Annotated in this window: 38 protein-coding genes and 1 pseudogene; 1 reads left to right on the top strand and 38 read right to left on the bottom strand. The window is 49.1% G+C overall.

What is annotated here, in order from left to right; genetic code table 11:
• Window positions 1-9: 9 nt before the first annotated feature.
• The 38 genes and pseudogenes from FRY98_RS24760 to FRY98_RS24610 form a co-directional block, all read right to left on the bottom strand.
• The gene (locus FRY98_RS24760; protein ID WP_148457167.1) at window positions 10-1,830 is read right to left on the bottom strand and encodes a motility associated factor glycosyltransferase family protein; all 1,821 of its coding nucleotides are present in this window, start codon (window positions 1,828-1,830) and stop codon (window positions 10-12) included.
• Window positions 1,831-2,158: 328 nt separating this feature from the next.
• Window positions 2,159-2,245: pseudogene (locus FRY98_RS24755) on the bottom strand (helix-turn-helix domain-containing protein); the annotation flags it as partial.
• A 20-nt stretch (window positions 2,246-2,265) separates the two neighbouring features.
• Complete coding sequence (locus FRY98_RS24750) at window positions 2,266-3,831, bottom strand: recombinase family protein (RefSeq protein ID WP_170287179.1); 1,566 nt, start codon at window positions 3,829-3,831, stop codon at window positions 2,266-2,268.
• 217 nt (window positions 3,832-4,048) lie between these two features.
• Window positions 4,049-4,528, bottom strand: a complete 480-nt coding sequence (locus FRY98_RS24745) for an ArpU family phage packaging/lysis transcriptional regulator (RefSeq protein ID WP_249043522.1) — start codon at window positions 4,526-4,528, stop codon at window positions 4,049-4,051.
• Window positions 4,529-4,583: 55 nt separating this feature from the next.
• A complete protein-coding gene (locus tag FRY98_RS24740) occupies window positions 4,584-5,075 on the bottom strand; it encodes a hypothetical protein (RefSeq protein ID WP_148457161.1) in 492 nt (163 codons plus the stop codon).
• 37 nt (window positions 5,076-5,112) lie between these two features.
• On the bottom strand, window positions 5,113-5,418 hold the full coding sequence (locus FRY98_RS24735) for a hypothetical protein (RefSeq protein ID WP_148457159.1): 306 nt from the start codon (window positions 5,416-5,418) through the stop codon (window positions 5,113-5,115).
• Window positions 5,415-5,588, bottom strand: a complete 174-nt coding sequence (locus FRY98_RS28605) for a hypothetical protein (protein ID WP_170287178.1) — start codon at window positions 5,586-5,588, stop codon at window positions 5,415-5,417. Before FRY98_RS28605 ends, FRY98_RS24735 begins: the two co-directional genes overlap by 4 nt.
• Window positions 5,569-5,994 carry a hypothetical protein gene (locus FRY98_RS24730; RefSeq protein WP_148457157.1) on the bottom strand — a complete coding sequence of 142 codons (426 nt, stop codon included), beginning with the start codon at window positions 5,992-5,994 and terminating at the stop codon, window positions 5,569-5,571. Before FRY98_RS24730 ends, FRY98_RS28605 begins: the two co-directional genes overlap by 20 nt.
• Window positions 5,991-6,422: an ASCH domain-containing protein gene (locus FRY98_RS24725; RefSeq protein WP_148457155.1), complete on the bottom strand. Its 432-nt coding sequence runs from the start codon at window positions 6,420-6,422 to the stop codon at window positions 5,991-5,993. Before FRY98_RS24725 ends, FRY98_RS24730 begins: the two co-directional genes overlap by 4 nt.
• Window positions 6,419-6,799: a hypothetical protein gene (locus FRY98_RS24720; protein ID WP_148457153.1), complete on the bottom strand. Its 381-nt coding sequence runs from the start codon at window positions 6,797-6,799 to the stop codon at window positions 6,419-6,421. The genes FRY98_RS24725 and FRY98_RS24720 overlap by 4 nt, the downstream gene beginning before the upstream one ends.
• Window positions 6,792-6,968, bottom strand: a complete 177-nt coding sequence (locus tag FRY98_RS28600) for a hypothetical protein (protein ID WP_170287155.1) — start codon at window positions 6,966-6,968, stop codon at window positions 6,792-6,794. Before FRY98_RS28600 ends, FRY98_RS24720 begins: the two co-directional genes overlap by 8 nt.
• A 13-nt stretch (window positions 6,969-6,981) precedes the next feature.
• Complete coding sequence (locus tag FRY98_RS24715; protein WP_148457151.1) at window positions 6,982-7,329, bottom strand: hypothetical protein; 348 nt, start codon at window positions 7,327-7,329, stop codon at window positions 6,982-6,984.
• An 11-nt stretch (window positions 7,330-7,340) separates the two neighbouring features.
• Window positions 7,341-7,598, bottom strand: a complete 258-nt coding sequence (locus FRY98_RS24710; RefSeq protein WP_148457149.1) for a hypothetical protein — start codon at window positions 7,596-7,598, stop codon at window positions 7,341-7,343.
• Between the two features lie 371 nt (window positions 7,599-7,969).
• On the bottom strand, window positions 7,970-9,772 hold the full coding sequence (locus FRY98_RS24705) for a DNA cytosine methyltransferase (protein WP_148457147.1): 1,803 nt from the start codon (window positions 9,770-9,772) through the stop codon (window positions 7,970-7,972).
• A 4-nt stretch (window positions 9,773-9,776) separates the two neighbouring features.
• Complete coding sequence (locus FRY98_RS24700; RefSeq protein WP_148457145.1) at window positions 9,777-10,820, bottom strand: hypothetical protein; 1,044 nt, start codon at window positions 10,818-10,820, stop codon at window positions 9,777-9,779.
• Window positions 10,821-10,830: 10 nt separating this feature from the next.
• Window positions 10,831-11,265 carry a hypothetical protein gene (locus FRY98_RS24695; protein WP_148457143.1) on the bottom strand — a complete coding sequence of 145 codons (435 nt, stop codon included), beginning with the start codon at window positions 11,263-11,265 and terminating at the stop codon, window positions 10,831-10,833.
• Window positions 11,266-11,284: 19 nt separating this feature from the next.
• On the bottom strand, window positions 11,285-11,929 hold the full coding sequence (locus FRY98_RS24690; protein ID WP_148457141.1) for a hypothetical protein: 645 nt from the start codon (window positions 11,927-11,929) through the stop codon (window positions 11,285-11,287).
• Window position 11,930: 1 nt separating this feature from the next.
• Window positions 11,931-13,073 carry a DNA polymerase III subunit beta gene (dnaN, locus tag FRY98_RS24685; RefSeq protein ID WP_148457138.1) on the bottom strand — a complete coding sequence of 381 codons (1,143 nt, stop codon included), beginning with the start codon at window positions 13,071-13,073 and terminating at the stop codon, window positions 11,931-11,933.
• Window positions 13,070-13,504: a hypothetical protein gene (locus tag FRY98_RS24680; RefSeq protein WP_148457136.1), complete on the bottom strand. Its 435-nt coding sequence runs from the start codon at window positions 13,502-13,504 to the stop codon at window positions 13,070-13,072. The genes dnaN and FRY98_RS24680 overlap by 4 nt, the downstream gene beginning before the upstream one ends.
• 17 nt (window positions 13,505-13,521) lie before the next feature.
• On the bottom strand, window positions 13,522-13,899 hold the full coding sequence (locus FRY98_RS24675; RefSeq protein WP_148457133.1) for a hypothetical protein: 378 nt from the start codon (window positions 13,897-13,899) through the stop codon (window positions 13,522-13,524).
• Window positions 13,874-15,214, bottom strand: a complete 1,341-nt coding sequence (locus tag FRY98_RS24670; RefSeq protein WP_148457132.1) for a replicative DNA helicase — start codon at window positions 15,212-15,214, stop codon at window positions 13,874-13,876. The genes FRY98_RS24675 and FRY98_RS24670 overlap by 26 nt, the downstream gene beginning before the upstream one ends.
• Entirely contained in the window at window positions 15,204-15,596 is a 393-nt protein-coding gene (locus FRY98_RS24665) for a replicative helicase loader/inhibitor (RefSeq protein WP_170287177.1), read from the bottom strand. Before FRY98_RS24665 ends, FRY98_RS24670 begins: the two co-directional genes overlap by 11 nt.
• Entirely contained in the window at window positions 15,523-16,458 is a 936-nt protein-coding gene (locus tag FRY98_RS24660; RefSeq protein ID WP_148457128.1) for a conserved phage C-terminal domain-containing protein, read from the bottom strand. The genes FRY98_RS24665 and FRY98_RS24660 overlap by 74 nt, the downstream gene beginning before the upstream one ends.
• Before the next feature lie 16 nt (window positions 16,459-16,474).
• A complete protein-coding gene (locus FRY98_RS24655; RefSeq protein ID WP_148457127.1) occupies window positions 16,475-17,125 on the bottom strand; it encodes a hypothetical protein in 651 nt (216 codons plus the stop codon).
• Window positions 17,110-17,262: a hypothetical protein gene (locus FRY98_RS28595; protein WP_170287176.1), complete on the bottom strand. Its 153-nt coding sequence runs from the start codon at window positions 17,260-17,262 to the stop codon at window positions 17,110-17,112. Before FRY98_RS28595 ends, FRY98_RS24655 begins: the two co-directional genes overlap by 16 nt.
• Window positions 17,263-17,274: 12 nt before the next feature.
• Entirely contained in the window at window positions 17,275-18,069 is a 795-nt protein-coding gene (locus FRY98_RS24650) for an MBL fold metallo-hydrolase (RefSeq protein ID WP_249043521.1), read from the bottom strand.
• A complete protein-coding gene (locus tag FRY98_RS24645; protein ID WP_249043520.1) occupies window positions 18,033-18,245 on the bottom strand; it encodes a hypothetical protein in 213 nt (70 codons plus the stop codon). The genes FRY98_RS24650 and FRY98_RS24645 overlap by 37 nt, the downstream gene beginning before the upstream one ends.
• Window positions 18,226-19,140, bottom strand: a complete 915-nt coding sequence (locus tag FRY98_RS24640; protein WP_148457125.1) for a RecT family recombinase — start codon at window positions 19,138-19,140, stop codon at window positions 18,226-18,228. Before FRY98_RS24640 ends, FRY98_RS24645 begins: the two co-directional genes overlap by 20 nt.
• Before the next feature lie 15 nt (window positions 19,141-19,155).
• Complete coding sequence (locus FRY98_RS28590; protein WP_170287175.1) at window positions 19,156-19,308, bottom strand: DUF6906 family protein; 153 nt, start codon at window positions 19,306-19,308, stop codon at window positions 19,156-19,158.
• Complete coding sequence (locus FRY98_RS24635; protein WP_148457123.1) at window positions 19,305-20,882, bottom strand: ATPase; 1,578 nt, start codon at window positions 20,880-20,882, stop codon at window positions 19,305-19,307. Before FRY98_RS24635 ends, FRY98_RS28590 begins: the two co-directional genes overlap by 4 nt.
• Window positions 20,883-20,926: 44 nt before the next feature.
• Window positions 20,927-21,157, bottom strand: a complete 231-nt coding sequence (locus FRY98_RS24630; protein ID WP_148457121.1) for a hypothetical protein — start codon at window positions 21,155-21,157, stop codon at window positions 20,927-20,929.
• A gap of 10 nt (window positions 21,158-21,167) precedes the next feature.
• Complete coding sequence (locus FRY98_RS24625) at window positions 21,168-21,425, bottom strand: hypothetical protein (protein ID WP_148457119.1); 258 nt, start codon at window positions 21,423-21,425, stop codon at window positions 21,168-21,170.
• 67 nt (window positions 21,426-21,492) lie between these two features.
• Window positions 21,493-21,666, bottom strand: coding sequence for a hypothetical protein (locus FRY98_RS28585; protein ID WP_170287174.1), 174 nt, complete (start codon window positions 21,664-21,666; stop codon window positions 21,493-21,495).
• On the bottom strand, window positions 21,656-21,811 hold the full coding sequence (locus FRY98_RS28580; RefSeq protein WP_170287173.1) for a hypothetical protein: 156 nt from the start codon (window positions 21,809-21,811) through the stop codon (window positions 21,656-21,658). Before FRY98_RS28580 ends, FRY98_RS28585 begins: the two co-directional genes overlap by 11 nt.
• Window positions 21,812-21,907: 96 nt before the next feature.
• Window positions 21,908-22,072: a hypothetical protein gene (locus tag FRY98_RS28575; protein ID WP_170287172.1), complete on the bottom strand. Its 165-nt coding sequence runs from the start codon at window positions 22,070-22,072 to the stop codon at window positions 21,908-21,910.
• A complete protein-coding gene (locus FRY98_RS24620) occupies window positions 22,069-22,311 on the bottom strand; it encodes a DUF7667 family protein (RefSeq protein WP_148457117.1) in 243 nt (80 codons plus the stop codon). The genes FRY98_RS28575 and FRY98_RS24620 overlap by 4 nt, the downstream gene beginning before the upstream one ends.
• Window positions 22,312-22,366: 55 nt before the next feature.
• Window positions 22,367-23,086: an ORF6C domain-containing protein gene (locus FRY98_RS28570; protein ID WP_170287171.1), complete on the bottom strand. Its 720-nt coding sequence runs from the start codon at window positions 23,084-23,086 to the stop codon at window positions 22,367-22,369.
• Between the two features lie 43 nt (window positions 23,087-23,129).
• Window positions 23,130-23,360: a helix-turn-helix transcriptional regulator gene (locus FRY98_RS24610; RefSeq protein WP_148457115.1), complete on the bottom strand. Its 231-nt coding sequence runs from the start codon at window positions 23,358-23,360 to the stop codon at window positions 23,130-23,132.
• Window positions 23,361-23,583: 223 nt separating this feature from the next.
• On the opposite strand from FRY98_RS24610, the gene FRY98_RS24605 reads away from it, so the two are divergent.
• Window positions 23,584-24,498, top strand: a complete 915-nt coding sequence (locus tag FRY98_RS24605; RefSeq protein WP_148457113.1) for a helix-turn-helix domain-containing protein — start codon at window positions 23,584-23,586, stop codon at window positions 24,496-24,498.
• Window positions 24,499-24,619: the final 121 nt, after the last annotated feature.

Genomic DNA, 24,619 nt, shown 5'->3' with positions numbered 1-24,619 from the left:
CGATGTCTCCTAACCCCTATTGGAAATATGAAACCGACTTATAATATCTTTGGACTGCGCATAGTCCTGCTGACAGTTCCATACGAAATCCCCGAAATGTAAAACAACTTTTTGAGCCTTACTTAAAGCTTGGCGCTCATTTCTAATAGAATCCATCTTGCTGTATAAAAACTCGTAACCCGACCGATTTCTCGGTAATATGTATATCTTGAAGTACGGATTGCCTATCATCGCCGCAAATAGTTCGTCAAACTCGGCCAAAGCCACATTCACCTTCTCATCCAGCCCGAACTTAACCCAGTTAGCCAACTCCATCAACTTCTGCTGCAGTTGTCCAAAAATCTGCTGAAACAGCTCTCCCTCCCGCTGTAGTTTACTAATGTTTCTCTTAAACTGAGCTATATCGTAACCGGAAGAGATGTTATCGAACATCCATGATGCATCGACTGTTTTTACTTGGAGCCTTAGTTTGATAACCTCATCCAGATGAAGGAATTTTGTTCCTGCGATTTGAGCGCCATCCCGGGTTGTATTAATAAACTCAATCCCGGGACTAGAATGAATGTAAAATTCCATTTCTCTCTTCATTTTTATAAAAGACGGGTTGCTGATGACCTCCCCTCCGTTTACGCCTTCAATTTGGGTCATTCCTTCCCCGTAGGGAATGCCTGTCGAATTCGTTATTCCGGATGCATAGTACTTCCGGTTGCGGTAAGCCAAGTTTTGCCCAACCAGAATAACCAGCCCCACCTTCATACGAATCATACATTGTAACGCAATCACCGCAACGGAAGGTGCATCATTGATAACAGGGGGCGCCTCGCCTGATTCGTTACGAAGCAATTGCATCGATACTTCATCCTGGGTAATAATAACGTGCATTTTGGGGCCCGGATAAAAATCCAGCGTATTTCTGCCTACCGTACTTCCAAAAACAATAGGGATCGTATCTATTCGTTTATCAATTATTTTCTTAATTACATCAACATTATAAGGATTTGGATCGTAGCTGAAAGTAGCATGCGGGTAAATCCCATGTTCTATCAATGCATTCACGGCCGAACCTACTGAAAATATATAGGCAAGCCCTTTCTCCTTAATCGTTCGGAGATGCTCTATTTCATCATTAAGTGAAGGCCCGGCGGAAACGATGACTACGGGCTTTCCTTCAAGGTGAGACCCGCCTTCTTTCAGAAAATTAGGGGTATTCAATACAAACGGCATATTATGTAAGCTGTTTAAGGCCCATTCTTTTTCATAGAACTGATTGACCTTTATTCTATGTTGCTTGTAATCCACCAATTGTCGAAGTGTATTATTAAATTTCTCGAGTTCTTTCGGAAACATCCTCGTATAAGCCGGCCAGACGACAACCAGGATTCTGGAAACGCGGTCGATCAGTTCTGCAAGCGCCGGCACGGCTTTCTCAAATGGATCTCCCAACATCATTTGATCAACCGATGATAATATTCCATATTCATTTGGAGAACTATGCTCTAAGAAAGCAGACATAATTCCTTGATTTGGCTCAAACACGGAAAAAGGAATCTCAGGATGCTTTCGCCGAAATGCCGAGATATGACACCCAAGACCTATACCAAAAAAAAGTACATGTGTTTCCTTCATCACATGTTCAAATTGAGCCATCCAATTCGCTATTTGTGCGTCGGGATCTCCCTGGTCGTACATGTAGTTTTCTGAACCTTTATGAAGCATCTTTAAATTGTTCGTTCCCTTGTCCACAGGGAGGATTTGAATTTCATCACTAGATTTTAATTGCAGTAAGTGCGGAAACCTTTGCTGAATTATGTATTTCGGTTTAATATCCATCTTCCATGATTCTCCTTTAATATTACAAAAAACAAATCTGATTCGCCCGCTAAATTTTTCTCATCTGGTAATTTCGACCTATTTCAAGAAAAAACCTTTTTTTTCGTGTTTTTTTGCAACTTCACTCCTGAAAACGATGAAATGTTACTTCCCGTTAAACCCGGAGTTTTTATGATCGTCTTGATGATTTTGTTTTCAGGGCTTTCTGTTGATTTCCTTATGATTCGGTAGTCCCCGCCACCCAAACAAAAAAACCTCCTCTCCCTCCCGCAAATGCGGGACGAAAAAGAAGGCTTGCGGTTTTCCGGGCGAGGCTTTTGGAACACCGTCAGATTTTTAACTCCCCAAGCTTGATCAGCTCGACTACCGCTTGCGCACGACCCTTGACGTTCAACTTTTGCATGACATTGGAGATGCATTTTCAAGCACGCAACATTAGACATACGTTTTTATGTCGATATCTCCTGTCTTGGAGACGTCGATTCTCTTTAGTACTTGTTGTAATAGTGCGCGCGTTTTCTCAACATCAGTATATGACTTCATTTCAGAGAGCTCACGTAACGCCCGTTTTGCATCTTTTACCAGACGTTCGATATCTAGGCTTCGCTTTTCCTCAGCATAAATCACGGCAAGCCGTTTTTCAATTTCTTTAATTTCGAGTTCATACTGCTCTCGCTCAAATTCATATTGGCTTCTTTCTATATCACCGAGCATGTGCTGACGACGGATCTCAAATAATAATTTTCGGTTGTCCTCGATCCGTTTTTCCAATTTGCGTTTTTCCTTGTCCAAGTCATTTTTAGGCATCGAGGTTTCAATTTCAAGTGTTCCTTTGGACTCTAACGATTTTAGCTTTTTAGATATTCTACTTAACACCTCAGTAATTATCTCGTCTCTCATATCGTTATACGGAATCCATTTACCATTGGCGCATCCAATGTCCCCAACTCTCCGGTGCCTGCTACACAAAAGATAGCGATATTCTTTATCTCTTGCTCGATTTCGGCTTTTCATTGTCACCATGGCTGATCCACATTCTGCGCAAAATATTAGTTTGGCGAAAACATTGACAAATGCACGCCGCCCTCCCCTAAAGGCTCCTCCCCGTTCCAATCTAATCTCTTGAACGTGACGATACTTTTCAAGTGGAATAATTGCAGGATGAGTCTGTTTTTCGGCCCATTCCCATTCAGCTTCTGGCCTTTGAACAAGTTTTTTTCTCCGATTCATCAAATCAGTAATGTCGTCGTAAACAACCTCGGTCGTATACCTCCCTGAAACATTGTATCCAGTATACGTTGGGTTCCTCAGAATGCTTTGTACTGTAGAGAGCCCCCATGGTTTTCCAGTGTAAGACTTATAAAACATCCCCTCTGGGTTATCCCCGTTGAGGTAGTTGACGATTGTCTTATCTCCCATACCTCCGATATAAAGATCATAAATCAGTTCGACAATTGCAGCTTGCTCAGGAATAATTTCATAAGTTTTTCGCTTATCTACGGTCACCTTCTTATAGCCGAATGCCGGCTTAGAAGCAATGATGTTTCCGTCCTCAAGCGCGGATTTCCGGATACCGCGCCGAGATGATATGCTGATATCACCGCTGGTATTTTGGTTTACTACTGACTTGATACCGAAGAGCAATTCATCATCTTTTTTCGCTGAATCGTACCCATCTTCAATGCTGACAACTCGGATTTTAAGCGCGTTAACAAGAATTCTCTTTAGAGAGATAGCGTCTAAGGCATCCCGGCTGAAACGAGAAAGTGAGGCGAACCAGATCGATCTGATTTCGCCTCTCTTCGCATCCTCGATCATTTGCTGAACGTCCGAACGGGAAACGATGCTCGTTGCAGTATCGCGATCCTCATAAACTTTATCAATTTCTATGCCTTCTCGAGCAGCTACCTCTCGAATAAAGGATTCCTGGTGTTCCGGGCTGTCTTGCTGGGATTCTTTTAATGTCGAAACCCGGACGTAACTTCTGTCACTTTTGATCATTACGTATTTCCTCCGTAATATATTTGGACAAAACTTCTTCCAAATTGTACGACACAGCCCCATGTTTTGTAAAAACCTTTTTTAATTCAGTTCGCGCTAAATTTCGCGCTATTTCAGCGGAACGATCCTCCACACAATGAAAATGCAGCCTGAACGATTTCTCCTTTTGGCTCCCCATATTTACATCACCCACTATAGGTTATGAGAAGGGGCATGGCTAAATTTCCCCCTCATCACTCCCGCTGTTCATATTCTTTTCAACAAGCAAATTCAGATCCGCTGCCAATTTATAAAATGCCTTCCACCTGATCTTGCTGTATTTCCCCTCGCTGATCGGCGGCTGGAACACATGATTGTATACATGATAGTCCGTTATATAGTCATGTTCCTTGGTCAAATACCTCTCCTCGATCAGGAACCGCTCCATCCGTGGCATCCGCCGGACCACGCGCTCAACTCGTTCGCAGTACCATTTACGCTGAGCCTGTTTATCTACGTTATGGACAGCAATGTCCGCTGTCTGGTCGCTGGTGACATTGGTCGGGCCGTGAAACCTTTCGTTGTAACCGGCCGTAACGCTCGCTTCTCTCTCCTCGTAAGTGAGGAACTTATAAATGCGGTATTTCTCCAGGGCATCCTCAACGGCTGCCTGCGTTAACTTCCGATCAATTTCAGGAAGAAAGCTCAATTGCCCCACTCGCATTCACCTCCAGGATGATTGGGGATTCCCCGGCCGGAGCCGGGGCTGTTCATCACATCGGCAGATCATCCGGATCCTTATCATCCACGCCATCCATCGGGTCATTCCCTGCGGCGCCCATTGCTTCCTCCAGAGTCATCTGGTTTTTATCCACTTCCGCCGTTCCGTCCGGATTGATCTTCCCCTTCAGGCCCTCGCGGTATTTTTTCTGGTGCTCCTCGAACTCTTCCAGCGTTTCGTCCGATTCGGTGATCGTCAGCACGACATCATGGCCGGCCTTTTTGTAAAACTCGAACGACTTTTCTGCTGAAGCGTCGCCCTTTACCTCGAAATCCAGGACCGTTTTTTTCGCGTCCTTAGAGGATTTCTTAAACTCAGCGGTAAGCTGCTGTTCAACGCCTTCGATGCTGAGGATGACCACTGAGCGCGTCATTTCGTTGAGCTCCGGCTTATGCTCATCCTCACCTTTGACATAGAATTGCACCTGTTCTTTTTTCGAATCTTTCGTTTGTTTATTGAATCCAGCTTTGATTGTGATAGACATTTTGATTTCCCCTCTCGGAATAATTTTTGAAATGATTTCAGGTGGATATGACAGGTTTCTCGGCTTCTGGATCTTGCCCCTCGTCTAATTCGCCGTAGTTTTCTAGCAAGTCCATACCATAGTTTTCGCAAATCTCCCGGATTCCTCGGGCGATGTAAAACTGTTTGTGCTCAAGTGACTTGCTATCATTCGCTTTTTCGATGGTATGGCATAATGATTCTATGAATTTGATTTGCCGTTCCTCTCTGGCCAGATTGCTCACTTTGGTAGCGTCATAAAGGTCGGCTTTTCGCTTGATTTCCTGAAAACTCTCATAGCTTAGAGTTACAGTGGCATCTTTCATTTTCCCGTCCCCCATTTCTTAATGTACTTCCCGTTATGCCCCTTCTGGCTGTCCGTGATTGTATTGTCCACGTACCGGGGAGGTGGCGGACCGTCGGCGCCGATCTCCTTCAAGTGTGCGGCCAACCGCTCCGGTGTCCATTTCTCGGTTTTAAGCCCTTTGTCCAGCATGCAGATCACCCTCTTTGATTTCATTCACAATCGCTTGGAGCTCCCGTGCTATTTCCTTGCTGACCGGCGTTCCCCAGCGTAGTTGGTCGGCTATGCGACTTTCCAGATTCAAAACAAGTTGAGTTCTTTCGGCTCTCAGTTGCCCTATCTCGGAATTCTGCCGATGGAACCGGGTTTCCTCAGCATGATGATGGCATATCCAGTGTGCAGCGCATTGACTGGCCTGGCGGAGTTGTTCCTGGAGGGAGACAACAAGCCTGTTTAATCGATCGACTTCAGCCCATCCTGCCTGTTCCGAGATCAACGTTCGTTCCAGCGGATCGCGAAGGGGGCTCACAAATGGCCTCCACTCGTGGATGAGCTCGCGTATCTCCTTCACCTGTTTTTCCGTTAGCCGTTCACTCATAGTTGCCCCTCCCAATTCCAGAGCCCTTGTTGTCCCTTTACTGGGATCGGTTCGGTCAACTGCTGAACATCAGTCAATTCCCATGCATAACGTCCTGGGGTGAAATCACCAAATTCATATTCTGGGGAGTATATCAGCCTTCTACCTTCAAGCTCATATCCATCTGTCCAGGTATCCACCGATTTCAAGCAATCGATCAGTTGAGCAGTTGCTACTATTGCTCCGGTCGGGAGATTGTCCGCTTTATACCCGTGCCGAGCGAGCGCCGCGCTGATCTCTGGCACCCGGCAGGCGTCATAATCTATTTTTTTACCGGCATGGATAGCAAGCGCCCCGCGATGCTTGGTCAGCCAACTCCGCGTTTCAAATCGTTTCTCCCTGATAGCGATCAGCGTCGCCCAGGGCTGTAATATCGTTATGGTTTTCATGCCTTGTCCCCTCCAATCGGATGAAACGGCCCAATGTCTTCGCCATAAGCTCCCTTGTAAGCCTCGCGGTCATGATCCCAGCAGCCGCGGCACATCCGCTTACCTATGGCCAGGTCAAACATGTGCGGATAACTTAATTCGACCGCAGGCTCGCCGCACCAGTCACATTCGCTGAATTCAGGCATTGTTTCCAGCCAAGCAAACAAATCTACCTTTAGATTTTCATTATTAGTTGCTTCAGCGTAAGCTTCGAGTGCCGCTCTTGCTGCCGGGTCCGTTGCAGGTTTAAGGACAAAATAGTCGCCCTCAACTTCCCGCCCAGTCTCCCGGTTGATGATCTGATACTTGTTATAAAGTCCTTTATTTAGGTCACCCATGGTTTTGGTCACTCTCCCTTCGATCATTTAACTTCCAACAATACAGCTTCGAGAACATTTCCATCTCCCGGGTCCACTTGGCCGCTGATATCTCTTTGAGCCGGTCGTATAGGTCGCGGTAATCAATAACGTTGGACGTCTCGGTTGCGATTTTTTGTTTACTAACCAAAACGCTCTCCCCCTTAAAACAGGGCCAACTGTTCGGGTTCCACCTGTCCGTTCTCCAAATCCTTTAACTGCACAAAGTTTGGTGCTTGCTCCCAAACGTCGCCACCATAACCGCGAAACTCGTAATCTCTTCGGATTGTATCTTTATCTGGCCGCGCAACGTATACATGCAGACTTCCTGCAAAACCCCCTATTAATGGCCTCCCGATGAAATCCCATTTGTAGAACCTGTTTACTGCTATCACTTCAACGTTGAAATGAAGGGTGTCGATTAAGGCCTTGATTTCTTCCGCATGCTGAACCATTTCAGATTTACTTGCCTGGACGGCATGCCGCGCCCCAGCATAGAAGCATTCGTACATGCAACCCCTCCTCAAAATAACGTCATTTGTTCTACCAACTGTGGCTGCCGTGGCACCGCGAACCGATCCCAATTTGCTCCCGGCCACGCCCCGGAGCCGTCCGGCATCCGGAAGTAGACTATCTCCAAGCCACCCGGGGCCTCCACGCGGGAAACGACTCTTGCCGGACCGGTCTGGATCGTGTTCAGATCGTGCGTCCAGTCTCCGGGAGGGGTCCGGCCAATCTCCCGGAAGAGCGCGGCGCCTTGTTCCCATGTGATTTGCTCCATACCGGTCTCACCCTTTCCATTGCAATAAAACCAATCCGCGACGTTTGCTCAGGCCGACTTGCATTCGGCGTGCGTTGCGGTGACGGCAGCCCGAACCAAATCACTGCTTAGGTACAGTCCGGGAGCCTCGTTTCGGAAGATAGTACACTCCCAAGCCTGCAAGCCATCGTCTCTGATCCCGTCCCATGTCACCCACACCGCGGCGCCGTCTGCCGACCGAAGGACCAGATTCCTGCCAGGACGGGTGAACTGCAATGCCCCGATTGTTTGCCGGGAATAATGTCGATCCGCCAGCATGCGACAGGATTGATCGCCTTTATGAGTTATCAACCAGGGGCCATATTGCGGCAGGTTGAGCATAATCTGATTCATCAGTGAACCACCGCCGGCTGTTCTTTATCCTGCGGCGCCACCCAGATAGGGTCCCAACTCATTGAGAACGTTTCGCCGGCTTCCGCCTGCGCCGCTGCCAGTAGGATCACATTACCCATCGCCTTTGCTGCGTCGCAGGGTACCGCGTTCCCGATGTATTCCCGAGCCTTGGCATCTGAGCATCCCTCCAACTGAAACGGGCGGCCGTCGGGAAGATATCTCGGGAAGCTCTGGAGCATCGCGAGCTCATAGGTGGTAAGCGGGCGGTGCCAAGTGCCGTCCTCAGCAATCAAAACCCACGCTCCTCGATCGGTGTCCGCCGGAATCCGCGGATCAGCCAAGGCTGCCGAACCAGAATGGACATCCCCGGAACCAGTGACGGTTTTACCCGGTTCGTTCCAATCCTGAACCCCATATGAACCAGAACGGGGATTACATTCAAGGCGCGGATCGCTTACACTGGCCGGGCTGTTCATAATTCGGCTGGCGCCGCGGACCGTCTTCCCCGTCGCATCCCAGTCTTGTACCCCGTAACTGTCCGGCATGAGTTCGGTTTTTACCCTCGGATCAGCTACCGCGAGAGCACCGCTGCCGAAACGAGTACCGGTTACACATGGCGCGGGCTCATCCGTTCGGACTATCCGGTAAACGCCCGGGTGCCGCCCTTCTCTGTCCTTGAGCCTCGGGTCTGAAATAGAAATCGCCCCGTTGTTTGGCCGATGGGCACCTGTTACCGTAGGGCCTGGCTGATCATCCCGGCAAACCCGATAAATCGCGCCGTGAGTGCTCTCCTTGAAGTTGACTCTGGGGTCTGATACAGCAGCCGCGCCGTTGCTCCGCCCCGGGCCAGCCGTCCCCGTGACCGTCCGGCTTGTTTTGTCCCACTCTTCTATCGCATAGGCTCCGCCACGGGCCTCATGTACGATTCGGTATTGTTCAAAGGGGACGTTTTGAAGGTCACGCCAGTCTCCGCCCGCTTTGATAAAGGCCAGCCGGACCCACGTCTTCCACTGGAGGTTGGGTAGCCTATGGAGCGGTCCGCCGGCTTCTGTATCCCCCGGCATTGGTAACGGGCCAATGACGTCGCCTATGGTCTTGAGCGGCTTCTCTTCTGGGTAGTAAATGAAGTTGGGAACTTGCGCTTCGTCCCGCGACATTATCAGGAACCGGAGCCGATCGGCCCCCAATCCACCAATTTTCCCGAGGTTATGATCACCCCGCATGTTTACTGCAAAGCCGTATTTTTTGAGCATCTTTTCTATTTGTTGCAGGAGGCTCTTTCCGCGGGTACGAATACGCGGAACATTTTCAAGCTGAATGATTGCTGGTAATCCGTCTCCGTATTGAATGCATGCCTGGAGCACAAGCCAAATGCCGCGGACAGTAAGCTGATTGAGAGCCTGATATTTGGCTGTCTTGGCCGACTTTTCCGGCAGCAGCCCGCTTAATCCCTTACAAGGTGGGCTTGTAAAAAGGAAGAACGGGACCTGGTATCCAAGCGCCACCCACATATCCCACGGGGTTAGTTCCTTCCAATCAGGGGGCGGCTCCTGGCCGTTCCAGGCGATGTACTGCTCGCGGGTAAAAAGGTCCATGCATATGGATGTCTTTTCCCCCGTTATTAGGTCGTGGTTATGGCATGCAATCGGATCGAAGTCTACTGAACCAAGAATTTTGAACCGGTAAACCTTTCCACCGTATTCGATTTGCGAGTCCATCAGCCCTGATGTCTCCCCGCCAATGCCGCCGAATAGAATAAATGCTGTCTTGTATTGGATACTATCCAAAGTTTCAATGCCCACTTTCTCACCTCAGTCCGTGATTTTCTTTAATGCATGCTGTCCACTCAATCGCCCATTCTTCAAGTTCAATGCCGTTCGCTTCACGTATTCTGGTATAGTCGGATGGATATACCTCTTTAAGTGGCTGCCGGCTGTAGTGCAGGTATGGTATGCTGCGCATAATCTTCGTTCCTGTTTTCTGCACTTCACGCAACTTGTCATCGAACCAGCAAGCTTTCAGGAAAGATAACGGCTCGCTCTCGATGATTTCTTCCCAATCCATACCGATATCCCGAGCCCCGTCGCAGTTAAACGGACATAGATAACACCGGCTGCGCCGCATCGGGAAGTTGTTTTCCTCTAAAAACCGAATGCTATCCGATGTTGTTAAATTCTCCTCTACCAGCGGGTAGGCAAGCCGCATATACTTGAACTGCGGCGACTGGTCAGTGTTGATTCGGCGGATCTCATCGTAGGAAAATCCGATATCGATAATAAATCCGATATGGTCAGGCATCTTCTGGCGATACTCCAACCCGAGCTTCTCCATTACCATCCGGCGGGCGGCCTGCTTGACCGGGATAATCTTGAAATCCACCGTGCATTGGCGCGGCATCATCCCCGCCGGCTTGATCTCCCCTGTCTGCTGATCCAACGTTGAACAATATACGGGCATCTGGAACCGCTGATAGTCGGTTAATATCCAGCGCATCAACATCTCTTCCAAGCCGCCTTTCATAATGCTGTGCCGGGCAATGATAAACGGCGTTTTATTACCGAATGACCTCTGCCGAGCTCGCCACCATTCAACCTGTTCGTGAATAAACTGCGGTTCAGCTCCGGTATCCGAGAAAATGATGTAATCGTAATGGATTCTCCCCTGCAGATGCTGCTCAAGCAGATGCGCGGATTGCGTTCCTCCTCCAAAGCTGAGGACGTAAACTATCTCGTCCCGTCCCTGCTGCCGCAGTTCCAGCTCCAGCTCCGCTTTTTCACGGAAGATCCGGTTTTTGAATTTCTTATGACTTCGGAAATCGGGGGCCAAGTCAAAAAGCTCAAGTTGCTCCACCTTCCCAGCCTCAATACTTCCGGTCCAGCCCGAGGGCCAGTGCCATTCGATTGATGTCGTATTTGCTGCGGCCAAGTATCTTCGCTGCCTCTGACCTTTTCCGGCCGTCATAGTGTTGTAGCATCCATTTCCGCTCGTCATCTGAGATCACCAATGGCACCTCTTTCGGCGGCGGCGGAGCGTAGGATATTTGCCTGTTGATCGCGCTTATATCGTCCGTAAGCTTCAGCACGCCCTTTCTTACCTTGATCAAAACCCGATCCCGGATAAGCTTCGATATACAGGCACTGAGCGACTGATGCTCGATACCCAACTTCTGGGCAGCTTCTTTTCTGGATGGGTAGCTGAACACTTGAGTCAAGATTTCTGCCTCCCTCTGGGTGATCAAGTCATCTTCATAAAGTTGATAGATGCGATCTTTGAGTTCAAAGTCGATTTTCGACATGTTTCCGGCCTCCTTTCGGCTAAAATAAGAACGGTTGTTCTGTCAAATGGGTGTGACTATCCGCCGCCGCAGGCTTCCCCCGGCGTTTGTTCGATTTTTGTTTTGGCTTCTTCGACTCCTTGGGAGGCGGCTTTACAATCTTCGTGATGACTTCTCGCTGATAAGGCAAGTAATCCTCAAGCCAGCTTCCCTGCTGCGCCTCGTAAATCCCTTTTGCAATATGAGCTATGATAAAGGCGTCAGTCACGTTGTCGCTTCCGTGTTTGTATCCGTAGTGAGCGAGTACGGCCGCGGCGATGATCTTCTTCTTGTCTTCGCCCTCCTTGGCCCGCCGGTTGCTGTTGACGAAGGACTTTGTATAGTTCGGGTTGACGTCGAAGTAGTCAAGCTGCCTGCGGATAATCATCGTTCGTAGTCCGCCGTGGATCATCCCGGTTGTCACGCCCATATTCGTGCCATACGCTGGCTCTTCGATCGCTATAATGTCCCCGGGTTGCAGTAACCTGTAAATCTGATTCTCCAGCGATACGAGCTGATAAGCGGTCAGACCACCCGGTTCCTTTCGCCCCTTCCCGATCAGCTCCACCTCGACCTCGACGCTGCCCTGCTCATTGAGCGCCACGAATCCCGTTTTGGTTGCCGGGTCGATACCTACGAACCGCATATCAGTTCGACGTCCTGTAAGGCAGGATCAGGTACAGGCTCTCTTTGCCGTCCCCCGGCCGGATGATGATCGGGCTCATGGTTCCGGTAAATCCGATGTGCAACTGCTCGCTGTCGATCACCTTCAATGCATCCAGCATGTATTTGGAGTTGAACGAAATCCGGAGCGGATCGCCAGTGAACTTCTCGGCCTCGAGTTGTTCTAGAACCTTTCCGACGCCGGACGACGCAGATGTTATTTCAACCGCACCATCTTCCCCCGCTTGCAGCCGGACGATGTTCGTTTTTTCTTCCCGGGCCAGCAGATACGCCCGGTCGAGCGCATCTCCGAACGCCTTGGTCCCCACGTCCAACTCCGATTTGAAGTTGGTCGGTATGATCTTCGTTGTATCGGGGTAATTACCGTCCAACAGGCGGCTGTAAAAGTGGACCGCTCCGACATTGAATAGAACCTGGTTTCTGCCGATCGAGATTTCCACGCTTTCCTGGTCGGATATGATCTTGACCAGCTCGTTCAGCGTCTTGGCGGCGATGACGATGTTATGAAAGCTCATGTCCTCCGGAGCATCTATAACAGCCACTGTGCTCGCCAGACGATGACGATCGGTTGCGAGTAGCTTCAGTCGAGCGCCGTCGAGGTTCCATAGCACGCCCGTCAGAATCGGACTCTGCTCGTTGGTTGAGACCGCGAACACCGTTGACCGGATTAACTCCTTGAGCTTGCTTCCCGCTATTCTGAAAGTCAGCTCGTCGTCTACCGCGGGCGCCGCTGGGTACTCTTGTGGGTCCATGCCGGCCAGTTCGATGTCCGTCCGACCAGACTTGATTCGGGTGTTAAATCCCTCTCCGACCTCGATCTCAACGGTTTCTTTCGGCAGCTTCTTGATGATTTCGACTAGAAATTTTGCCGGGAGCACTACGCAACCCGGTTCCTCTACCGTGACCATCTCCTTTCCATTGGCCGCCGTTATCGGAATGAATGCCTGAATCGTAGTGTCGATGTCACTCGCCGTGAGCGTCACCTGGTCTGACGTGACATCCAGCTTAATGCCGGTCAGGATCTGAAGCGTAGTCTTGCCACTGATCGCCTTGGAGACGTGCTGGACGGCTTCGTTCAGTTCGCGCTTTGAAATGGTGAGCTTCATGCCCGCTTCATCCTCCTTTGCTGGCTTTTTGCTTTTCGATATGCCAATTTTTGATTCTTCTTGCAACGATTCTTGTAAGATGTAGCTGCCAACAACCATTCTGTTCTTAGCTTTTCAACTTCATCGTAAGGCGTCGCATAGTTATAACTTGCTTCGAAATTCCCGGCGATCAAATCGGTGTAACCGTAGGAATAATGATCTTTAAAGTGTGTGTCCTCAGAGCTACGGCCGCAAAGTGTTATTGTTTCAACTACGCCCCAATAATCCTCGCTCCATGATCTATGGGAGAGCTCTTCCCCGCAGATGGGACATCCACCTGTTCTAAATTTCCTCCGAAACTTCGCATCGTTGAGCTCTGCTTGTAGATAGTCCCTATCGGATTCAGACAGGGTGGACAATTTCAGTAGTTTGCGGATTGACACTTCTCGCATCTCAACACCGTCCTCTCTTAATCATCCAGCCAGGCCGACAGGCTTGGCTTGGGTTTCTCCGGTTCCCGTTTTGGTTCCGGTCTACTGGCCGCCGACGGTTGCTTTGCCGCCGCGGGTGCGGTTTCAGGCGGTGAGGCCCCTTCCGCCGAATTATCAAACTCCTGAAACGTCCATCCGAGAATCTTGTACTGCTCGCGGAGCCCCGGGTATTCTTGTACCATCCGGCCGCGGCGGTAGTACTCGGCGAGTTCCACCGTCCGATCGTAGATGGCAAGTTTCCGTTCCCTCTCCGCAGCCGTCATCCCGCTCAGCGGATCGTCCAATTCAGCGGCCAGTTTGAATTTCGCATCCTCGGCCCGTTGCCATTCTTCATCGTCTTTTATGACTCTGCTCATATTCCCTCACCTTCTCCGCCAGCTTTTCCTTGTCTTCCTTGGTAAGGTTGATAAATCGGCCCGTATCCTTCTGGAACACCATTTCAAAGGTTCCCGTCCCGATATCCCGGCCCTTCGCGACGATCAACTCAACGATTCCCTTTTTGATCGTGTCGGCGTTGTAATACTCGTCTCGATAGAGGAACACCACCACATCCGCATCGCTCTCGATATCCCCCGATTCACGGAGGTCGGACATCAGCGGGCGTTTATCGGGTCGTTTTTCACAATCCCGGCCGACCGCTGAAATAGCGACCATGCAAACATCCAACTCGCGGGCGATTCCCTTGAGGACCTTTGTGATATAGCCGATTTTCTCGTTGTTCTTGGTGAATTTCCGTTCGGTATTCAAAAACTGCAGGTAATCCACGTAAACAACCAGCTTCGGGTACTTTTTCTTGAGTTGCTTCACCTGCTGCCGAACATACTCCACGGTGGCGCCCGGTGTATCGTCAATGAACAGATCCCGACTGGCGATAATCTCAACCGCTTTGCTGTATGAATCCCAATCGTTATCCGACATCAATCCGGATTTAATCTTCTTGTTTTTGATACCACCAATGGTGGATACCAGACGTTCGACCATTTTTAGGGCCCCCATCTCTAGGGAGAAGATGACCGCAGCCCACCCGGCCTTTGTAACGGCGTCCATATCGTTCAGGATGTACTGCGTTTTCCCCATGCTGGGGCGCGCTGCGTAAATCTCCAGGTCCCCCGGCTGATGCCCGCCGCTCATCTGGCTGATATCCTCATTGGCCGTTTTAGCTCCGGTGACGCCTTGAGACTGGGCCCGTTTCATGATGGTTTGACCGTGCCCTTCAAGGATCGACGCCATATGCACGGGACCTGATCCTGCTTTCCCTCGTTGCAATTCCGCCAATTCGTTCATTTTGAGCCGGAGTTCCGATAGGTCTCCGCCGCCCTCGGATGCGATTCGCTGCCCGACCTCCTGTAATTCACGCTGTATTCTTGCCTCACGTACACTTTGTTGGTAGTGGGCGAAGCTTGTCGTACTCGGTACAGACTGACGTAAGGACAAAAGATGAGATAGCCCACCAACCTGCCGGAGCCGCTCTCCCCATTTGGAGGCCAGCAACACCGGATCAAACGGCTCCTTTTCGCCTTCGAAATGCTCTTTGGCGTATTGGAGTACCTTGAAAAGAGTGCGGTTCCCCTCGTATTCACTGAAATCATCCGGCGAAAGAAAGCATTCATCCATCAGTTCATGGTCCTTGAGGAGTGAACCGAGAACAGCGCGTTCAGCTTCAAGATTCATCCCGGTTCACCCGCATGTTTACGAAGAGGGATTCTAGACGCTTGGCGATGTGTTCCGGCATCGGCTTAACCTCTTCCCTTTCGTGGTACTCTTGGAGTTCCAGCAACTGCTGCTCGTTCTCCAGACGCTGAATCTCGTAAATCGATAATAAGGATTGCTTCTGCACGCACGCCTGATATATCTCCGCTGGCGTCGGGGCAAAATGTTTATTTATTTGGCAGAGTTGCCGGGTCTTTTCCATAGCCAACTCGTTCGGAATTTCTCTTAAAAGATCATGCCAAACTGCGACTTCTTCCTCGGCTTGGGTTTCATCGACCGTCCGGAAGCTCCGGTACGCTCCCGCGATGTACTTCATCAGTAATATCACGCCGGTGCGGTCCATTCGCATCTAACTCCTTTCGAAGTAATTTATCCAACGCGTTGCCTCCCCCGCTTCCAATTCGCTTTACATCTTCAAGCCGCTGTTCGAGATACTTCGGAAACTTGCTTGGTCTAAAGAGTGTTTCATAATCCAGGTACTTTTCTTGATCGGTGCCGATCCACTCCGCGCACTTTACATCAATCACATGGAAACAGTCTTCTTTGCTGTAACCCTCGTTTAAACGGGCGATGATGAGTTTCAAAGTTCCAGGAGTTGCCCTATACTTTTTGCCTACCTTTTTGTTCAAATAAGCGAGCAACTCTTTAGCTATTGGTTCATGCTCTTTACTCGGCATATTATTTAAACATTCTCCTTTGTAACCTTCTTCTTTAATACCTTCTTCTTTCTGTGGTCGCTGTGCTGGTCGCTCTGCTGGTCGCTTCGTAAAATCCTGCTGGTCGCTTGTGACTGAAAACCCTTGTCCCGCTTGGGTTTCTGCTGGTCGCTTTTCGGAATCCTGCTGGTCGCTCTGCTGGTCGTTCTGCTGGTCGCTTTTTAGGTGCATTTCAGGCACATAATCGAATGAATAGATTGAAAATTTGCTGTATTTGGATACCTGATGAATGAATCCTTCATCGACCAGCTTTTTGACCAGGGTCCGCAGCCTCCGCTCCGAAATGTCCATCCTCGTACTCCAGGACGATCTCCCGAAAATGAATTCTCGATAGTTAATCGTCACCTCTACCCCGTCAATCACCCTGACCTCAGGTTTGGTAGAGTACCGGGCCAGAAAGTACATTTCGCAGAACACATTCCAGTAATCCTTATCCCGGCGAATCCAGTGATTTTGTAACTCCCTGCCGATCGGGATAAACCCGCTCATACCTCCTCACCAACGTTCAGGTTTGTAATTGCTGCTGCGCATGCTCGACGATCTGGCTGGTAAGTTGATCGATCAGCTTTTCATCCAAATTCGAACCCAACCAGTCTTTAAGGAGGGTTTGGACATCCGCCTGGAACCGTTCCGCCGGGGTCTGCTCAATGGTGTAGCCGTTGACCAGGGCTGAAATGAAATTCCAACCATTTTCAGAGGCGTATGATCTAATAACAGTTAATCTATCTGAACCGAAGGTGTGCACATCAAGCATTCTATGGATAATTTCATCAATATCACGGCCATCTTCTTTAAAGTCCTTGAGGGCTTCCGCCACTTCCCTCGGCAACTCGACCAACTCCTGCTCCCCGGCTGCCTTTTCGATTGTTTCGAGTAGTATCTGGCGCCCCTGTATTAAATCAGCCATCTCCTTCGCATGCTTGGCCAGGTCATCGATTGCCTTGTCGCGCTGCCGCAGAATCTCGTTGTATTCGGCTTCGGTGTAGAGGAGCTCGCCGTCTTCCTTGCGGACCCCTCTATGAAAGGGGCTGGGGAGATCATTTTCTTTGAGCATGTAGTTTGTATTTGAAACGAATGAAACATCATAGATCATTCCTGCTTTGCCTTCGTACCAGGTTCCAACAACTGATCCGTTTGTGATCAAGACTTTCGGCAATGTAATTCCCCCTCCAAAATCTGAATGATTTTCTTGACTTGGCGCCCGTCATATGGACCTAAGAATTCGCCTTCGATCACTATGATCAAGCCGCCTTCGTGTTGGATTACTCCGAATTTCATTTTTGTAAAATCCATTGCGGAAGCCTCCTACACGACTTCGAGATAGTAGTCTCGTTTATTGATTAGTCCTTTTTCAAAGAGCGCCAATCGCGCCGCCTGCGATGCAAGCTCCGGCGTGTTGTTGTTGCTGCTTAAATGGGTCAGATAGATTCGCTCGCCGCGGCCCTTGATCAGCTTTTGCAGCGCGGCTGCCGTCTGGTCGTTGCTTAGGTGGCCACGGTGCGGATCGCTAATCCGTTCCTTGAGATAGTCGTCATACGGGCCGTACAGCAGCATATCCGAGTCGTGGTTAGCTTCTATGATGTAGATGCCGCTCCCCTCCATCATGTCGAGCATCTCGTCGTCAATATGGCCGGTGTCAAACACCACGCAGGCCCGAGCGCCGCTATCGTCCTCGATCGCGTATCCAACCGGTTCGTAGGTATTGTGGTGAGTTCGGAAGGGATGGATCGTCAGCTCGCCAATCTGAACGGGATCATATTTGCTCCAACGGGTTTCCAGCACCCGGCGCAGCTCCTCGTCTACACCGGATATGCCTTTCCATTCGCCTTCGGTGGCCCAAACCTGGACTCGGTACTTATTTGCCAGCGTCAGGCCGCGGATATGGTCCCCGTGAGAGTGGGTAATGAAAACGGCCTGGATATCCGTCGCGGCATTGATCCCCCGAGCCAGCAGCCGCTTTTCCAAATCCCGCTTCCACTTGCCGGCATCGATCAGGATCCCAGTGGAGCCGCTTTGCAAGTGGATACAGTTACCGTTCGATCCGGTTGCTAAAATCTCGACCTTCATATTGCTCGCTCCCTTTTGATTCGTTCCTGCCATTCCCGGTCAAAGGTGCATCCCTTTGCCGGCCATTCCTTATACCGGCGTCCCCTGGAGAAGGAAACGAACAAGTCCGTCGCCTTCTCGTAGTACACGCCGTTTAGCGGCTTCTCGCCGCTTAGATCAGCGCCGCCAAATAGGTCCAGTTGTTCGACTTCACATCGGGAGCGAGTCATCGGCTGCCTGCTTCTCAGCGATATGGAGGTCCATGACCTTCAGGAGCGCCTTATATTCGGCAAGCGTCGGTTTCTCGCCTTTGATCTTGCCGTGATTGGCGATGTATTCTTCTATCCCCTCCGGCGTGGTGATACCCAATTTCGAAAAATTCTCCTTCATTTTTTCGCGGCATTTTTTGAGTTCGTCAGCGTCGTCAGCCGGTGTCTCATGTTTAGGCTCTTCCTTTTGGGCTGCTGCATTAACTTCAGCGGTGATGTCGCGGCGCTGTGGTTCGGATTCCGGTAGGATAGATCCTGCACCCGGGATATCATCCTCACTGATGTCGATTCCAAATTGCCCTTTCAAAGCTCGTTTCGCTACGTGCTTTTTGAACATATCGGCCGTGTACTTTGTCCACATCGTTTTTTGGTTCGGGATTTGGCTGTTTAAAAAATGCTCGACTTCGCTCCAATCCATCAGGACAGTGAACGGTGGGAATCCGTCCCGATAGGCAATGGCGTACGCACCAACGATTTTTCCACGCGGGAACCCGATTTCATGATCTACAATGATCCATTCATCTTCGCGTTCCCCGGTTTTTTCGTTATAAACGGTGGATTTCTTGGCTTTAAATGTGTCGTTTTCGCAGACGATTTGGGCATCATAGCCTCGGTATCCCTCATGTTGCTTTGCAAGGTATGCAATCCCCTCAATACCGATCTGCAGCGACATTTTTCCTTGGTAGACAATGGCGTAAATATGATTTAAGAAAGGATTGAGTCCCGATGCGTGCGCCGTCCGTAAGAACAACTGAAACTGTGAATCCGTTGTTCCTGCGGCAAGTGTCTGCTTCATTGTTTCGATATCTTCGATACTCCAGTTTCCGATTGTTGCTAGTTGATTTGTACCTGCCATATGAATAATTGCCTCCTAAATGAAGATGGTTTTTTCTGTTCCAGCGAAACGGTGGGTTAGAACCAGGCGATCCGGAAGCGCCTTGGACACAAGCCAGTTTTCCGGGTTCAGACCTGCTTCCTTGATTGTGATCATCTGGCGGCGAGTGGGGTTCTTGCCCTGTTTCATCCAAGGTCCTCCGTTTCGATAGTGAGTGCGCGGCCTTTAACCGCTTGGGCTGTGATCAGTTGGCCGTAAATCTTGAACTCGCCTGTATACTCGCCGATGCCATCGACAAAGGTCGGAACGATCAATTCGGATTGCTTGAAGAGCACTTCGGTGAGCTCCAGCCCCGCGGTGATCTTTTCGCCGACCGAGAGTGTGGCGTAATCCTTACCGTCCATCTGGATGCTGAAATCCGGCTCCCATTCGTCCGAGGTTTTGACATATTTGAATAGGCGAATCTTGAGCCTGGTGAATAGAGACTGGACCTTCTCGGCCTGTAATTCGGCCTCCTTGGCCCGGTACGCCTTGATGGCATCCAGGATAAAGATAGACTCTTTCAGGGCCGCCAGCGTTTCGTCCTCGGCCTGTTTGGCTGCTTCAACATCATTCTTGAGGCCCTGCCGGGCTTTGTCTGCGTGGATTGTATCCTCGAGTTCATCCCGTTTTCGCTCCAGCTCCCGCATGTCGCCCCACAATTTGGAGACGTCGATCATTTCCGTGCCGGCGAGTTGTTCCTCCAGTTCCTTGCGTTTTGCGACCAGCGCAGCATGCTCGGACCGTAGTTCTTCTTTCCGCTTCTCCTTGCTGTCGGTGACCGCCTTAACAGCTTCCTCATCCAGCGGCCGCTTGCAGCTTGGGCAGGTATCCTCAATCGGCTCGTTGTAGACCTTCATATACCGGTCCTTGGCGGCCTCAACTTGTTCTCGCGTTGCAGCGAGTTGCGACTGAACCGCGGAACGCTGATCGTTGGCGATCTTGGTCGCGTCAATTTGCTTTTCAATAGTCTTGATTTGCTCAAGCAACGCGGCAGATTCGGTTTTTGCTGCTTCGATATCATCCGGCGCGGCTGGCAGGCGGTCGAACTGCTCCTGCAGTGTCTTCGTCCGGCTTTGATCTGCGATATGCTGCTTTTCAAGCTTCGACTTTTGGCCGCCGGTCCCGCCGTGAATCTTCTGAAGGTCGTCGAGAGAATGCTTCTTTGTCAGCTCATCGAGCTTGGCCGCAGCTGGGTTAAGCTCGATGTCCTTCGGCTTTTGGCCGGGGTCAGTCCGGCTCATTTCCGCCAAAACCTCGGACTTTGCCGGCAGAACAGAATTTTTTAGGATCTGGGCCCGCTGTTTTGTCCAATGCTGGGTAAAAAAGAAGCCTGGGTTATAAAGGGATAAGAAGTCCTCTTTATCGAATAGGTCGGCCACTGCGGCCTCATACTCCTTTGCTTTGACCGGGACATCGTTGATGTAAAATACATTGGCACCCTTCTCGTTGATCTCCCGAGCGAAGGTCGATTCCTCGCCGTCGATCGAAATGGTAAGGACCGAAAAAACCCGATCAAAATCGTAGGTCGTAGGGCTGGGATTGTGCTTATTTCCGAACAGGTCGCATCCCCACAATGTCCATACCGGGCCTGTGCCGATTGTCGATTTGCCTTCTCCGTTGTGGCCGGACAATTTCGTGATATCGCCATATTCCACGACGATATCTCGCAAGCTGGCGAAGTTCTTTCCCGCCCATCGGATAAATCTGACTTGCTTTGCCATTCACGTACCTCGCTTTCCGTGGTAATATTGATTTGAACTATTTCTTATTGACCGCTCCTATCAGGGCGGCTTTTTTTTCTTTCTACCGTTATTCCGTATTTCCGCTCAATCCGCTCGAGCTCGCTAATCAAGTGGGCCCGGGTATCTCCGTTCGTTTCCGACTGAAGCCAATCCCAAGCAAAGAGGTAATTTTGAATATCGATCCGGACAACGGCCGGAAGCCGTTCATAAATCGCTTGAATAACTGCAGCTGGTAATTGTGGTTTTTCGGCCATGCGCTCCCTCCTACAACTCGGCAAGCTCTTGCTCGAGCAGGTTTATTTCTTCCTGGACTTGGTTCAAGATGGCTGCTTTGGCTTTAAGGGCGAGTCGTTTGAAATCGTAGCTTGGTATCTGGACGCATCCGTGGCCACCCGCGGTTATTTCAATATTGCTTTTACCTTCACTGTGCTTAATAAAATCTCTAAGCCTAGCGATTTTCTTCTTAATTTCCCGGGCCTTGTCAACCCGTTCGCCCATGTATTGCAGCGTTTGGTCATCCATGGTTTTCCCTCGCTTTCTGTTGATTTTGGGCTCAAAACCCCGTTTTTGGCAAAAAAATAATAGGACCCTATGAATCCAAGTCAATTTCCCCGTCCAATAACGTCCAGTAGGTGTTACCCATGTTGTCAGAGACATAGATATCAACCGTTCCGTCCGGCGCTTCCTGCGCGTCCAATACTTCGATCTGACGGGTAACTGTTCCCTTACAACCGATAAGGTCGTTCCGCGTTTTAGTTGCCATCGTCTTCCTCACCTCCCTCCAAGTCATCCTCAAGCCGCTCGTCGCGTTCCCGCTTGTATTCGGCCAGTTCATCCTCCCGCCGCGTCCGGCGCTCCTGCTCGCCCCACAGCGGCTGAGAGAAGCGGTCCAGATCTATGCCAGCCATGCAACCCAAACCCCGCGCTGGACCCGCCCTACAAAATCCTCAAACGTGATGCCATAACGTGCTCTGACGTTGAAATGCTCAAAATATTTGCCGAGACTATGAAGCCGATCGTCCGACATCCGAACCACCCCAATTTGCAAAGTACATTTCCCGGTTTTTCCGATATTGTTGTCTGGCCCACTCCGCTACCTTCATCCGGTTATTCGCCTTGGCATACGCCTCGGTTCTCAGGAACAGGACCATCTTTTCTATGATGTTCAAGTGATTTGCGCCTCCATTTCGTCGAGTTTTTGGCTGAAGTGCTGGACCAGGTCCATCTGATCGTTGCACTGTGCTGCATAGGCCGCTTCCTTAAAGCCGTCGATTTCCTGCACCAGTTTTGCATTGACCTGCATGCAGTGCATCAAGTCAGCCGCTTCCAGCACCGTCAGCTGGCGCTTTTTAATGATCAAGTGCAGTTCCGCCAGTCGGCGATGCACCGGAAGGATCATGATCGCCATGTGCTCACTCTCCTTTCGTTTGGTTTCAATTCAGTTGTCAAAGAGCAATTGGGGATTAACTGAAGGCCATTTGAGTATTGGCCTGTTCTATATCCCGCAGTAACTTTCCGTGTGGCCGCCAGCTGGCGACATATTCCTTCGCCTTGTCAAAGTCCTTCACCAAGGTGTTTTTGTAAGAGTTGGTGTTGAAGTATCCTTTGAAGTCCCGCCAGAGCGCCGAGTAAGTCTCGCTCCGGATCGTCTTGTCTAAGTAGGCCGGACTCTCTTTTCCTCCGAGCAGGGAGACGATTGTTTTATTGGCTATCAACTGCAGGTCGTTTTGCTGGCCGTAATCAATAGTCGTGTTGTTCTCCAGCCGGGCCACCCGGACCTCAAACTCCTGGGTACGCTGATCGAGCATGAATATCGCTTGAAGCTCTTGGCTAAGCTGTCCGTAGGGGTTAGACTTAACCCGGTAATAATCGTCCACCAGCATCTCGTAAGCTTCCCAAGCTTGGTCTGTGTTGAGCGACTTGGCGTGCATCCAAGCGCCTTTTTCGGTCCAGAGGTAAATGACAGGGGCGAATTTAAGGTTGGCATCAAATTGATGTGAACCTTTGAAATCATCCAGTTCCTGACCTCGAAGCTCGAAATAGTGCTTCCCTGCAGTGTACCGATCCTTATTACGGGAAAAGTTGTTTGTGATGATTTTGCTTTCAGTACCAAATGCCTCCGCAAGTTGGGACGTTGTTAAAACCCGTTGATCATCGTGATTAACGATCTGAAGCTTGTTCATTTGCACCATTCCTTTCCATGTGAATAAAAGTTAGATTATTGGGCTAAACTTTAACATCTTGTATTTCCGACATCGGCAGCGTGTTTAAATCAATTTCCAGACAAGAAGCCAACTTATAGAGTGCATCTACGCTCGGAAGATAACGCCCATTTTCAATGTCAGAAATGTAATTTCGAGATAAACCGACTTCTTCAGACAGTTGATTTTGTTTTAATTTTTTTTCTTTGCGCTTCTGCTTAATAACAGCTCCGACGATTTTCTTGTCAAGTGACATCGTATACGCCCCTCCTTTCGATAATTGAATTGTATTGTATTTCCGACATTTTTGTCTAAGAGCATTTTCCAGCAAATTGAAGCAAATAAGAGCGATAACTATATATTTACTTGTATTTCCGTCTATTTCCTCATTATTACTTGTATTTCCGTCATTTTATTACTTGTATTACCGACATACCAACGTTAGAATAAAGTGAATCCATTTAGAAGGAGCTACAATAATGTCCATCGGAAAGAACATTAAGACTTTTAGAAAAGAAAAAAAGCTGACTCAAGTTGAGCTTGCCAAAAAAGCTAATATGTCTAGATCTTACCTGGCGGACGTCGAAGGGGATCGATATAATCCTAGCCTAGATACTCTTTCTGATATTGCTGAAGCTCTTGGAGTATCAACTGCGGATCTCCTTCACGGAAGGGAGTCGTTTGGAAAGTTCATTAGATTAGAAAGAGAAATGGCGGGGTTATCTTTAGAAGAGGTTTGTAGGAGAACTGGGATTAATGAAACACAACTATCGCGCATTGAGAACGAAGATACGACATCCCACTACTTCGATGTTAAAACAATGAAAAAACTAGCTGAAGTCCTTAATGTATCATATGTTCAACTATACGAAGCTACGGGAGCACTAATTGATTTAACTGAACAAGAGAAAAAAGAATTTTTTGAAAGTTTGTACAAAGAAGATTACATAAATGAACAGGTTTTATTTACTTTAAATTTATTTGATTTTACTGATGGGAAGAATAAAGAATTGCTTGCTGAATTTATTAATACTCTGTCCGAATTAATCGTTAAATCCAAAAAGAAGTTTACTTTTAGTATTAATCTCGAAAAACCAGAGAATTATCAACAACTAAAAAATAATTTGATTGATCATAATGATATTGACTTCAAATCTAGCGTGATAGAAGCACTAAGCAATCTCGCTTTACAACACAAAATTACAGAAAAAATAAACCCTCTTCCATTTAAAACCGAAAGAGAGTTTATACATGATGCCAAAATCGATTTGGCTGATAAGGATTTAGTTAAAAAATATCCAACTATTTCAGTTGATGGGCGCCCTCTGTCAGAGAAGGAACTTCGGAAGATAATTGGGCTGATTCGTATGGATCGGGAACTCGAAGAAGAGTGAGTACTTTTTTTCTAAAAAGAAGTGGGTCTTCTCCACAAACCATTGCCAGATCAAATAAATTGATTTCTGTTATTTTTTCATGTGAACTAATAGGTCATCACTCCCAAGTTGTTATATTTTT

This window comes from Paenibacillus faecis (genome assembly GCF_008084145.1).
Taxonomy (GTDB): domain Bacteria; phylum Bacillota; class Bacilli; order Paenibacillales; family Paenibacillaceae; genus Fontibacillus; species Fontibacillus faecis.
The sequence above is the reverse complement of the archived record's forward strand: the minus strand, read 5'-3'. Positions and strand labels throughout refer to the sequence as shown.